The following is a 12,714-nucleotide window of genomic DNA, read 5'->3' on the forward strand; positions in this document are numbered from 1 at the left end:
GGCGTCGAAAAGAAACAGCGGAAACAGACACGCCGTAGCGCGACTGTCCTTCTTCTCATCAGGGCAGGCGCCTACGGCGTGTAGAAACGCAGCGGTCTGAAGCCAGAAAAGCGCTGACGCGAATTAAAACGAAGCCACCACGTAATGCGCGGCGATCCCCGCGAACAACGCGCCGCCGAGCCAGTTGTTGTGACGGAACGCGGCAAAGCACGGCATGCGCTCGCGATGGCGGATCAGCGTGTAGTGATAGATCGCGCAACCCACCGCGACCGCCCAGCCGAGCCAGTACAGCGGACCAAACCCGAGCGTCACGCCGATGCCGACGTAAATCCCGAGCGTCACCGCATAGCACAGCATGACCGCGGCCACGTCGAAACGGCCGAACGTCAGCGCCGACGTCCGGATGCCGATCTTGATGTCGTCGTCGCGATCGACCATCGCGTATTCGGTGTCGTACGCAACGGCCCAGAAGATGTTCGCGACCAGCATCGCCCACGCGAGCAGCGGCACGTGATCCTGCACAGCGGCGAACGCCATCGGAATACCGAAGCCGAACGCGATGCCCAGATACGCCTGCGGAATTGCGAAGAAGCGCTTCACGAACGGATACGTGCCCGCGACGAACAGCGCGACCACCGACAACTCCTTGGTCAATGCATTGAGCGGCTGAATCAGTAGAAACGCGACCAGCGACAGCGCGGTTGCCAACACGACCGCTTCCCACGCATTGATCTTGCCGGACGTGATCGGCCGGTTCTCGGTGCGCTTCACGTGACGGTCGAAATCGCGGTCCGCGTAGTCGTTGATCGCGCAGCCGGCCGAGCGCATCAGCACCGTGCCGAGCGTGAAGATCACCAGCAATTGCCACGACGGATGACCGCCGGACGCGATCCACAGTGCGTTGAGCGTCGGCCACAGCAGCAGCAGGCTGCCGATCGGCTTGTCCATGCGCACGAGGCGCAGATACAGGGGAAGTCGGGCGAACATGGGACGAATTCGGTGAAGTGCGAACACGGTGCGCCTATTTTACGGGAAGCGCACGGCGGCCCAGGATTCGCGCGGCCGCGTATCGAAGTGCCACGCGCTCGAATCTGTGCGTCGTGCGGCAGCGGCGCAAAAAACAAAGCCTCCCGTGCAGGGAGGCTTGTGCGTTTTTAGCACGGCGCGCGCGATGCCGGCGCCGGCATCGGACTCGACTCGACCGGCTCAGCTGCGCCAAATCAGGCGAGCAGCGAGCGCAGCATCCATGCGGTCTTTTCGTGTGTCTGCATGCGTTGCGTGAGCAGGTCGGCGGTCGGCTCGTCGTTGGCGGCTTCCGTCGACGGGAAAATCGCGCGCGCGGTGCGCACCACGGCTTCCTGACCTTCGACCAGCTGACGGATCATGTCTTCCGCGGCCGGCACGCCGTCCGCTTCGGGGATCGACGACAGCTTCGCGAAATCCTTGTAGCTGCCCGGCGCATGCACGCCCAATGCACGGATGCGTTCGGCGATCGAGTCGACCGCGAGCGCGAGTTCGTTGTACTGCGTTTCGAACATCAGGTGCAGCGTATTGAACATCGGACCCGTGACGTTCCAGTGGAAGTTGTGGGTCTTCAGGTACAGCGTGTAGGTGTCGGCGAGCAGACGCGACAGCCCTTCGGCGATCTTCTTGCGATCCTTGTCGCTGATCCCGATGTTGACGTGCTGTACTGCTGCGGCCGCTTCTTTCTTGGCCATGATGACTCCTTTGAAGAGTGATACGAACCGGTCGGCAGATGACGGTCAGCGAAAACACGAATAAAACGTTCGACAGTGTAGCGTGAATGCCGCAAGGTTTGCGCAACGCGTGCCCGAGAGCCTTGCTGCGCAGCCATTCTGGCGGTACTGCGCTCAGCCGCCCAGCGCGTGTTGCAACGCCTGCGCGGCGATTACCGCAAAGCCGCTCGCGACGATCGCAAAGCCCAGCGCCTTGCGAAACATCAACGCCTGCCATTGCGCCTGCATGCTCGGCGCGGCGGCCCGACCGCCAATGCTCGCCATCATCATCCTTATCATGATCGTACTCCGGGTTCGTCTCGTGACGGACCGCAGCAATGCGCCGCGCCGTCGATGACTTTGCCAATGCTTTGCCACTGCTTTACCATCCGCCGCGTATATGACGCCTAGCGGTTCCCGCCTTCCCGCAACGCGGCGAGCGCCGCGATCACACCTTCCGCGTAAGCCGGATCGGCGCGGCGGAAATGCTCGATCTGACGCGCGACGATCTCCTGCGGCACGCCGTCGATATGTCGCGCGATATTGCCGAACAGACGCTCACGTTGCGCGTCGTCGAACAGCGCGAACAGCATGCGCGGCTGCGTGTAGTAGTCGTCGTCCTCGCGATGCTCGTAACGCGCGACCGCGCCCGCCGCGAGCGGCGGCTCGGACGCGTTCGCGTCCTGCACGAAGTCGCCGAAGCGATTCGGCTCGTAATTCACGTTGCCGCCGCGATTGCCGTCGGTGCGCAGCGCGCCATCACGATGAAACGAATGCGGGTTCGGCACGCGAGGCGCATTCACCGGAATCTGGTGATGATTGATGCCGAGCCGGTAACGCTGCGTATCGCCGTACGAGAACAGCCGCCCCTGCAACAGACGGTCCGGCGAAAATCCGATGCCCGGCACCACGTTCGCCGGCGTGAACGCCGCCTGCTCGACGTCCGCGAAATAGTTCGCCGCGTTGCGATTCAGTTCGAGCGTGCCGACGTCGATCAACGGATAGTCCTTCTGCGACCACACCTTCGTGATGTCGAACGGATTGAAGCGGTAGTTCGCCGCATCCGCTTCCGGCATCACCTGAATTGCGAAGCGCCACTTCGGAAAGTTGCCCGCGTCGATGCTGTTCACCAGATCGCGCTGCGCGCTTTCGCGGTCATTGGCGACTACCTGCGCGGCATCGGCGTCGGTGAAGTCCTCGATGCCTTGCAGCGACTTGAAATGGAACTTGACCCAAAAACGCTCGTTGCTCGCGTTGATGAACGAGTACGTGTGCGAGCCGAAGCCGTGCATCTGCCGGTAGTTCTTCGGAATGCCGCGATCGCTCATCAGAATCGTCACCTGATGCAGCGACTCCGGATGACTCGACCAGAAATCCCACGCGGCGACGTTGCTGCGCAGATTCGTGTACGGATCACGCTTCTGCGTATGAATGAAGTCCGGAAACTTGAGCGGATCGCGAATGAAGAACACTGGCGTGTTGTTGCCGACCACGTCCCAGTTGCCTTCCTCGGTGTAGAACTTGATCGAGAAGCCGCGCACGTCGCGCTCGGCGTCGGCCGCGCCACGCTCGCCGGCCACCGTCGAAAAGCGCATGAAAAGCGGCGTTTCCTGGCCGACCTGCGCGAATACCTTCGCCTTCGTGTAGCGCGAAATGTCGTGCGTCACCGTCAGCGTGCCAAACGCGCCCGAACCCTTCGCGTGAACGCGCCGCTCGGGAATCACTTCGCGATCGAAGTGCGCGAGCTTTTCGAGCAGCCAGACGTCCTGCAGCACCACGGGGCCACGCGGGCCGGCGGTCATCGAGTTCTGGTTATCGGCGACGGGCGCGCCGGCGGCATTGGTGAGCTTACGTTCGGACATGGGCACTCCTGCGTGGTTTCTATCGAATCGGGGGAAAAGCATGCGGCATCCGTGCGCGACGGACGCCGTCACGGGTAGGCACGTCAGGCGGCCAGCACCCGGTCGGCCAGCAACGACACGGCGACCGTACGGATACTCGGCGCGGCGGCCGTCGTGGCCGGTTGCGCGGGAAAAGCGTGGATGGACTGTGAAAGCGCGTGCATGGTGTTTTCCTCCTGGCTTGTCTCGCGCCCCGACTCGGAGTCCGGGCGCTGAGCCTTATCGAATAAAGGGATCGGGCGATCCGTGGAGGAAACTATAGCAACATCTATCGAATAGTCGTATTTGATTAATTTAATCTATTCGATAGGGCTTGCGCCCTTTTTGCGGCTGGCCACACCGGTGTCCGGCGCGGCTGCGGATGATGGCGAGTCAGTTGACGGCGGCGGGCAGATCGAGCTTTTTGACGCCCGGCAGGTCGCACGCGGCGATTGCGTCGCAGATCGCGTCGATCGCGGGCATGCGCGTGAAGCTCTTGCGCCATGCCAGTACGACGCGGCGATCGGGCACCGGCTCGTCGAACGCGACATAGCTGAGCAGGCCCGCGTCGATACCGCCCGCATGTGGCTTGACCTCGTGCACCGACATGCGCGGCAGCACGGTAATGCCGACGCCGCTTGCGACCATATGACGAATCGTTTCGAGCGACGAGCCCTCGAAGGTCTTCTGGATGCCGTCGGCGTTCTGCGAAAAGCGCATCAGCTCGGGACACACGCCGAGCACGTGATCGCGGAAGCAGTGCCCGCTGCCGAGCAGCAGCATGGTTTCCTGCTTCAGGTCGTCGGGGTCGATCTTCGGGCGGCTTTCCCATGCGTGGCCGGACGGCAGCGCGACGACGAACGGCTCGTCGTACAGCGGACGCAGCATCAGCCCGGTTTCGGGAAACGGTAGCGCCATGATCGCCACGTCGATTTCGCCCTGCTTGAGCAGCTCGATCAGCTTCAGCGTGTAGTTTTCCTGCAGCATCAGCGGCATTTGCGGCACGCGCCGGATCATCTGCTTGACGAGCGTCGGCAGCAGGTACGGCCCGATCGTATAGATCACGCCGAGGCGCAGCGGACCCAGCAGCGGGTCCTTGCCCTGCTTGGCGATTTCCTTGATCGCGAGCGTCTGCTCGAGCACGCGTTGCGCCTGCGTAACGATCTGTTCGCCGATCGGCGTCACGCTGACCTCGCTGGTTCCGCGCTCGAAAATCTGCACGTTCAGCTCGTCTTCGAGCTTCTTGATGGCGACGGACAGCGTGGGCTGGCTGACGAAACACGCTTCGGCGGCACGGCCGAAGTGCCGCTCGCGGGCCACCGCCACGATGTATTTCAATTCGGTGAGCGTCATTCGGGGATCAATCAGTCTGATGGATTCGATAGGTTCTAGTTATACACCTATAGGGTCGGTTCGCCAACTTTTTAGCCGTAGTGCTTGCGGCGGGGACGGCGCTCAGGCCTTCAGATACTGCTCGCGCGCGCCGAGCCAGCGCGCCAGATGCTGAATGACCACGTCCGGATATTGGTCGAGCAGCGTCGCGGCGGCTTCGCGCGCCGGCTCGATGAGGTGCTGATCGTTCTGCAGGTCGGCGAAACGCAGCATCGCGGCGCCTGACTGCCGCGCGCCGAGGAACTCGCCTGGCCCGCGGATTTCGAGGTCGCGGCGGGCGATCTCGAAGCCGTCGGTGGTTTCGCGCATCGTTTGCAAGCGCGCGCGGGCGGTCATCGACAGCGGTCCGGTGTAGAGCAGCACGCAGACCGACGCGGCGCTGCCGCGCCCCACGCGTCCGCGCAACTGATGCAGCTGCGCGAGACCGAAGCGCTCCGCATGCTCGATCACCATCAACGATGCGTTCGGCACGTCGACGCCGACTTCGATCACCGTGGTCGCGACCAGCAGCTGGATCTCGTTGCGCGAGAACGCGTCCATCACCGTGGCCTTTTCGGCGGGCGCGAGGCGCCCGTGCGCCAGCCCGACCTTCAGCTCGGGCAGCGCGGCCACCAGCGTCTCGTAGGTCTCGACCGCGGTTTGCAACTGCAAGGTCTCGCTTTCCTCGATCAGCGGACACACCCAGTACACCTGGCGCCCCGTCAACGCCGCCTCGCGCACGCGGCCGATCACCTCTTCGCGGCGCGCGTCGGCCACGAGCTTCGTGAGGATCGGGGTGCGGCCGGGCGGCAGTTCGTCGATCGTGGAGACGTCGAGGTCCGCGTAGTAGGTCATGGCGAGCGTGCGCGGAATCGGCGTCGCCGACATCATGAGTTGATGCGGCTGGAAGTCGGCCGCGCCGTCGGCGGCGCCCTGCGCCTTCGCGCGCAACGCGAGCCGTTGCGCGACGCCGAAGCGATGCTGCTCGTCGACGATCACGAGTCCGAGGCGCGCGAACTCGACCGCGTCCTGGATGATCGCGTGCGTGCCGATCACGAGCTGCGCGGTGCCGAGCGCGGCCGCTTCGATCGCGGCGCGTTTCTCCTTCGTCTTCAGACTGCCCGCGAGCCACGCGACATTCACGCCGAGCGGCTCGAGCCAGCCGCGCAATTTGCGCGCGTGCTGCTCGGTGAGAATTTCGGTCGGCGCCATCAGCGCGGCCTGGTAGCCGGCGTCGATCGCCTGCGCGGCGGCGAGCGCCGCGACGATCGTCTTGCCGCTGCCGACGTCGCCCTGCAACAGCCGCTGCATCGGATGCGGCTGCGTCAGATCGAGCGCGATCTCGCCGCCGACGCGCTGCTGCGCGGCCGTCAGCGAAAACGGCAGCGCCTTCAGCAGCCGCGCGACCAGCGCCGATTCGTCGCCGAGCTTGCGGCGCGGCATGGCCGGCGCGGCGCGCGTGCGCCGCTCGTCGTGCGCGCGCTTTAGCGACATCTGCTGCGCGAGCAGCTCCTCGAACTTGATGCGCACCCAGGCCGGATGCGTGCCGTCGATCAGCGCCGTTTCGTCCGACTGCGGGCCCGGATGATGCAGCGTGCGCACCGCGTCCATCAGCGCCGGCACGCCGAGCGGTTCGAGAAACGCGCGCGCGACCGGCGCGGGCAGCAACTCCGGCAGCGACGTGCGCGCGAGCGCGTTGTCGATCGCCTTGCGCAGATACGCCTGCGATACGCCCGCGGTGCTCGGATAGACCGGCGTCAGCGCCTGCGGCAGCGGCGTGTCTTCATCGACGACGCGCACGGTCGGATGCACCATCTCCATGCCGAAGAAGCCGCCCCGGACGTCGCCGCGCACGCGCAGGCGCGCGCCGGGCGCCATCTGCTTGACCTGCGAGCCGTAGAAATTCAGAAAGCGCAGCACGAGTTCGTCGCCGTCGGCGTCGCGCAGCTTCACGAGCAGCTGCCGGCGCGGGCGATAGGCGATCTCATTGTCGAACACCACGCCTTCGGTTTGCGCGATGCCGCCGGGCAGCAAGTGACCGATCGGCGTCAGCGAGGTTTCGTCTTCGTAGCGCATCGGCAGATGCAGCACGAGGTCGATGTCGCGTGTGAGGCCGAGTTTGGCGAGCTTGTCGGCGGTTTTGACCGGGGCTTTGGCGGCGGCTTTTGCCGCGCCTTTGGTTTTGGCGGCGGGTTTGTCGTCGCTCGGGTGGTCGGCGGCGAATTGATCCGGCGGGTCGCCCGCGTGGCCGCCGGGCTTGTCGCCGTCGCGCCCGAGATCGTGGCCAGCGGCCATCATGCCGCCTTGTGCGCCCGCTTGCGCCGCATCCCGCTCCCCCGCCTCCGCCCGCGCACCGCGGCGCCGCGGTTCGGCGCCCGCTTCGAGGGTGGCAACGGACGATCGGCGGTCGGACAAAGGCATAGGCTGCTTCGCAAGTACAATATCGGGTGCTGTCGAAAAGAAGTCGTGCCGCCCTTCGCGCGTCCAGCGTAGGCAGGATGCGGCACAAAGCGCGCGGGCCGCTTCGGCGTCCCGCCATCATAGCCGCCCGGCTCCGGCTTCGGCTCAATTCAGTCCCAAATCAGTCCCAACCTGCTTCCAGTCGTTCGCATGTTTACGCTTTCCGATTTCGATTTCGATCTGCCGCCCGAGCTGATCGCGCAAGTCGCGCTGCCCGAGCGCAGCGCAAGCCGTCTGCTCGACGTGGACGCCGCAGGCGCCGCCGACGGCGCCGCGCGCCTGATCGACCGCCGCTTCACCGAACTGCCCGAGTGCCTCGCGCCGGGCGATCTGCTCGTCTTCAACGATACCAAAGTGCTGAAGGCGCGCTTCTTCGGCCAGAAGTCGAGCGGCGGCAAGATCGAAGTGCTGGTCGAGCGCCTGACTGGCGAGCGCAGCGCGCTCGCGCAGATCCGGGCGAGCAAGAGCCCGCAGGCGGGCACGACGATCCGTCTCGCGGATGCGTTCGACGTCACCGTCGGCGAGCGCGTCGATCAGTTCTACACGCTGCATTTCCCCGACGACTGCCTGACGCTGATCGAGCAGTACGGCCGTCTGCCGCTGCCGCCGTACATCGAGCACGACCCCGACGCGACCGACGAAACCCGCTATCAGACCGTATTCGCGCAGAACCCGGGCGCGGTCGCCGCGCCGACCGCCGGCCTGCACTTCGACGACACGCTGCTCGCCCGCCTCGACGCCCTCGGCATCGACCGCGCGACGCTGACGCTGCACGTCGGCGCGGGCACGTTTCAGCCGGTGCGCGTCGAAAACATCGCCGAGCACAAGATGCACAGCGAGTGGTATCACCTGCCGCAAGCGCTCGCGGACAAGATCGCCGCGACCAAAGCGCGCGGCAACCGCGTGATCGCGGTCGGCACGACGTCGCTGCGCGCGCTCGAAGCCGCCGCGCGCGACGCCGAAGCCGCCGGCCATCCGCTCGGCGCGGCGAGCGCGGAAACCGACATCTTCATCACGCCGGGCTACCGGTTCCGCGTGGTCGACCGGCTGGTCACGAACTTCCATTTGCCGAAATCTACGCTGTTGATGCTGGTGTCGGCGTTCGCGGGCGTCGAGACGATTCGCGCCGCGTACCGTCATGCGATCGACGAGCGCTATCGTTTTTTCAGCTACGGTGACGCGATGCTGCTCACGCGGCGCGATGCATGAGCCGGTTCGAGCACTGCTTCAGCGTATTGGCAGTCTTCCTAGCCGCCGCGATCCCTCGTGGCGGTTTTCATTGATTGCGCCGGACTGTTTTCCGGTAGCCCAGGAGTGATCCCCATGACCCTTGGTCATCTCTCGCAACATCCTGCCCACGAGCGCCCGGAGAATGGCCTCAAATTCGAACTGCTCGGCACCGACGGCCTCGCGCGCCGCGGCCGCGTCACGCTCAACCACGGCGTGGTGGAGACGCCGATCTTCATGCCGGTCGGCACCTACGGCACCGTGAAGGCGGTCCAGCCGCGCGAGCTCGACGAAATGCACGCGCAGATCATCCTCGGCAATACGTTTCACCTGTGGCTGCGACCCGGCCTCGAAACCATCGAGGCGCACGGCGGCCTGCACGGCTTCATGGGCTGGAAGAAGCCGATCCTGACCGACTCGGGCGGCTTCCAGGTGTTCTCGCTCGGCGATCTGCGCAAGATCACCGAGGACGGCGTCACGTTCGCGTCGCCGATCAACGGCGACCGGCTGTTCCTGTCGCCGGAAGTGTCGATGCAGATCCAGAAGGTGCTGAACTCGGACATCGTGATGCAGTTCGACGAATGCACGCCGTACGCGACCGACAACATCCCGACTTCGCACAAGGAAGCCGCCGAATCGATGCGCATGTCGATGCGCTGGGCGCAACGCTCGATCGACGAATTCGAGCGCCTCGGCAATCCGAATGCGCTGTTCGGCATCGTGCAGGGCGGCATGTTCGAGGATCTGCGCGACGAGTCGCTCGCCGGCCTCGCGCAGAAGAACTTCCACGGCCTCGCGATCGGCGGTCTGTCGGTCGGCGAGCCGAAGGAAGACATGATGCGGATCCTGAACCACATCGGCCCCAAGCTGCCGGCCGACAAGCCGCACTACCTGATGGGCGTCGGCACGCCGGAAGACCTGGTGGCCGGCGTCGCGGCCGGCGTCGACATGTTCGACTGCGTGATGCCCACGCGCAACGCGCGCAACGGCTGGCTCTTCACGCGTTTCGGCGACATCAAGATCCGCAACGCGACGCACAGGAACTCGCTGCGCCCGCTCGACGAGCAATGCGGCTGCTACACCTGCCGCAACTTCACGCGCGGCTATCTGCACCACCTGCATCGCGTCGGCGAAATTCTCGGCGCGCAGCTGAACACGATCCACAACCTGCATTACTACCTGGAACTGATGCAGGAAATGCGCGATGCGATCGAGGCGAAACTGTTCGAGACATTCCGCAAGCGTTTCCACGAAGACCGCGCGCGCGGCGTCGAACCGTCGTCCTGACGGCCCGCCGCATGGATTGCGCATGCCGCACGCGGACAACTTACAATTTACTTTCGCCGGCCGCTGAATTTGCCCCGAATCGGACCTTTAAACGGTTGATCGCAAAGCCGATTCGCCGCGCCGGCGCGCGTGTGGCCGGTGGTAGAATAATCGGCTGATTTTTTTGATCGTTTGACTGATAACGGAGAGACCAACGTGTCGTTCATTTCCAATGCCTTCGCGCAAGGCGCAGCAGCAGGTGGTATCGAATCGAACCTGATGAGCTTCCTGCCGCTGATCCTGATGTTCGGCGTACTGTACTTCATCATGATTCGCCCGCAAATGAAGCGTCAGAAGGAACATCGCAACATGCTCGCAGCGATGGCCAGGGGCGATGAAGTCGTGACGAACGGCGGCATCGTCGGCAAGGTGACGAAGGTGGGCGAAGCCTACGTCGGCATCGAAATCTCGGAAGGCACGGAAGTCACCGTGCAAAAGGCGTCGGTCACGACAATTCTCCCGAAGGGCACGATCAAGTCGCTGTAAGGCCTGCACTCCCCGCGTCCGGTGCGGCCTCGCCGGCGGTTCAGGCAGTTCGCTGAACGGCCCGCGCTCATCGCCGGACGCATCGCATCCAAGCCAACCTTCCCGTTGGACCACTCATGAATCGCTACCCCCTCTGGAAATACGCCGTGATGCTGGTGGCTCTGGTCATCGGCCTCGTGTACACGCTGCCCAATCTGTACGGCGAAGCGCCGGCGGTGCAGGTGTCGAGCGGCAAGGCCACGGTCAGACTCGACGCCGCCACGCTAGCGTCGATCGAAGCCGCGCTCGCGGCCAATCACATCAAGCCGACCGCAATCACGTTCGACAACTCGCAGAACAACGCGAACATCCGCGTGCGCCTGACGAACACGGACACGCAGTTGCGCGTGAAAGACCTGCTGCAGAAGTCGCTCAATAGCGACCCGAACGATCCGCAGTACGTCGTCGCACTGAACCTGCAAAGCGCGTCGCCGACCTGGATGACCGCGCTGCGCGCGCTGCCGATGTACCTCGGTCTCGACCTGCGCGGCGGTGTGCACTTCCTGCTGCAGGTCGACATGGCCGGCGCGCTGAACAAGAAGCTCGACTCGGACGCCTCGGACGTGCGCACGCTCCTGCGCGACAACAACGTGCGCGACGGCGGCGTGAATCGCGTGAACCAGTCGGTGGTGGTGAATCTGGCCGACCAGGCCACGGCGGACGCGGCACTCAAGCTGCTCGGCCGCAGCGTCAGCGAACTGCAGTGGGCGTCGCAGCCGAACACCGGCCCGGACGGCGGCGTGCAGCTCGTCGGCACCTTTACGCCGGCCGTGCAGCGCGAGGTGCAGGACGCCGCGCTCAAGCAGAACATCACGACGCTGCATAACCGCGTGAACGAACTCGGCGTGGCCGAGCCGGTGATCCAGCAACAGGGCACGGACCGCATCGTCGTCGAGCTGCCGGGCGTGCAGGACACCGCGAAGGCGAAGGACATCATCGGCCGTACGGCGACGCTCGAAGCGCGCCTCGCCGATCCGGTCAACACGCACCCGAACCCGAACGACCCGGTGCCGCCGGGCGATGAACTCTTCACGCAAGGCAACCAGACGCCGGTGCTGCTGCGCAAGCAGGTGATCTTCACCGGCGACCGCATCATCGACGCGTCGGCGGGCTTCGACGAGCATCAGCGTCCGTCGGTCAATATCCGTCTCGACTCGGCCGGCGGCCGCGCGGTGCGCGCGGTATCGCGCGACAACATCGGCAAGCCCATGGCGATGGTGCTGTTCGAGCACGGCAAGGGCGAAGTGCTGACCGTCGCGACGATTCAGTCGGAACTGGGCGACCGCTTCCAGATCACCGGCCAGCCGACCCCGCAAGCGGCCGCCGACCTCGCGCTGCTGCTGCGCGCCGGTTCGCTCGCCGCGCCGATGGAAATCATCGAGGAACGCACGATCGGCCCGAGCCTCGGCGCCGACAATATCAAGAAGGGCTTCCACTCGGTCGTGTGGGGCTTCGCGGCCATCGCCGTATTCATGAGCGCGTACTACATGCTGTTCGGCGTGATCTCGATGGTCGGCCTGTCCGTGAACCTGCTGCTGCTGGTCGCGGTGCTGTCGATGCTGCAGGCCACGCTCACGCTGCCGGGTATCGCCGCTATCGCGCTCGCGCTCGGTATGGCGATCGACGCGAACGTGCTGATCAACGAGCGCGTGCGCGAGGAACTGCGCCACGGCGCGCCGCCGCAACTGGCCATCCAGAACGGCTACGCGCATGCATGGGCGACGATTCTCGACTCGAACGTGACCACGCTGATCGCCGGCCTCGCGCTGCTCGCGTTCGGCTCCGGTCCGGTGCGCGGCTTCGCGATCGTCCACTGTATCGGCATTCTGACGTCGATGTTCTCGGCGGTGTTCTTCTCGCGCGGCCTGGTCAACTTCTGGTACGGCGGCAAGAAGAAGCTGAAGTCGCTGTCGATCGGCCAGGTGTGGCGTCCGCAAACGGCAGCGGCAGGCTCGGCCGCGTATGCCGGCAACACCCTCGGCGGCAGCGACGCCGCGACCGACACCGCGCAGGCCATCGCCACGGCGAAGGCGAGCGCGAAGGCAAGCTCGAAGGCACCGGCCGCGGCCGGCGCGAAGGGTCGCGCGAAGCCGACCGTGCGCCGCCGCAATGCGCCGGGCACGCCGACGTCGAATGACTCGACGCGGCAAAAACCGGGTTCATCCCGCTGAGTCCCGGAGAACAAGACC

Annotated in this window: 10 protein-coding genes; 4 read left to right on the forward strand and 6 right to left on the reverse strand. The window is 65.1% G+C overall.

Annotated features, from left to right (window positions below; translation table 11 throughout):
• Positions 1-123: 123 nt before the first annotated feature.
• From ubiA to recG, 6 genes are all read right to left on the reverse strand, one after another.
• Positions 124-987, reverse strand: a complete 864-nt coding sequence (gene ubiA / locus OKW35_RS06585) for a 4-hydroxybenzoate octaprenyltransferase (RefSeq protein WP_429551533.1) — start codon at positions 985-987, stop codon at positions 124-126.
• A gap of 233 nt (positions 988-1,220) precedes the next feature.
• Complete coding sequence (locus tag OKW35_RS06590; RefSeq protein WP_184034504.1) at positions 1,221-1,718, reverse strand: Dps family protein; 498 nt, start codon at positions 1,716-1,718, stop codon at positions 1,221-1,223.
• 153 nt (positions 1,719-1,871) lie between these two features.
• Entirely contained in the window at positions 1,872-2,036 is a 165-nt protein-coding gene (locus OKW35_RS06595; protein WP_184034506.1) for a hypothetical protein, read from the reverse strand.
• 107 nt (positions 2,037-2,143) lie between these two features.
• Positions 2,144-3,598 (reverse strand): catalase, encoded by a 1,455-nt coding sequence (locus OKW35_RS06600; protein ID WP_429551534.1) that lies wholly within the window; start codon positions 3,596-3,598, stop codon positions 2,144-2,146.
• Positions 3,599-4,009: 411 nt separating this feature from the next.
• Complete coding sequence (locus OKW35_RS06605) at positions 4,010-4,969, reverse strand: LysR substrate-binding domain-containing protein (RefSeq protein ID WP_184055574.1); 960 nt, start codon at positions 4,967-4,969, stop codon at positions 4,010-4,012.
• A 102-nt stretch (positions 4,970-5,071) separates the two neighbouring features.
• On the reverse strand, positions 5,072-7,408 hold the full coding sequence (gene recG / locus OKW35_RS06610) for an ATP-dependent DNA helicase RecG (protein ID WP_429551535.1): 2,337 nt from the start codon (positions 7,406-7,408) through the stop codon (positions 5,072-5,074).
• Positions 7,409-7,597: 189 nt separating this feature from the next.
• Between recG and queA the strand changes: the two genes are divergently transcribed.
• From queA to secD, 4 genes are all read left to right on the forward strand, one after another.
• A complete protein-coding gene (gene queA / locus OKW35_RS06615) occupies positions 7,598-8,656 on the forward strand; it encodes a tRNA preQ1(34) S-adenosylmethionine ribosyltransferase-isomerase QueA (protein ID WP_429551536.1) in 1,059 nt (352 codons plus the stop codon).
• Between the two features lie 114 nt (positions 8,657-8,770).
• The gene (gene tgt, locus OKW35_RS06620; RefSeq protein ID WP_429551537.1) at positions 8,771-9,961 is read left to right on the forward strand and encodes a tRNA guanosine(34) transglycosylase Tgt; all 1,191 of its coding nucleotides are present in this window, start codon (positions 8,771-8,773) and stop codon (positions 9,959-9,961) included.
• Positions 9,962-10,156: 195 nt separating this feature from the next.
• Entirely contained in the window at positions 10,157-10,486 is a 330-nt protein-coding gene (gene yajC, locus OKW35_RS06625; RefSeq protein WP_184034524.1) for a preprotein translocase subunit YajC, read from the forward strand.
• Positions 10,487-10,602: 116 nt separating this feature from the next.
• The gene (gene secD, locus OKW35_RS06630; RefSeq protein WP_429551538.1) at positions 10,603-12,696 is read left to right on the forward strand and encodes a protein translocase subunit SecD; all 2,094 of its coding nucleotides are present in this window, start codon (positions 10,603-10,605) and stop codon (positions 12,694-12,696) included.
• Positions 12,697-12,714 lie beyond the last annotated feature (18 nt).

It is taken from the genome of Paraburkholderia sp. MM5477-R1 (assembly GCF_050436385.1).
Lineage (GTDB): Bacteria > Pseudomonadota > Gammaproteobacteria > Burkholderiales > Burkholderiaceae > Paraburkholderia > Paraburkholderia tuberum.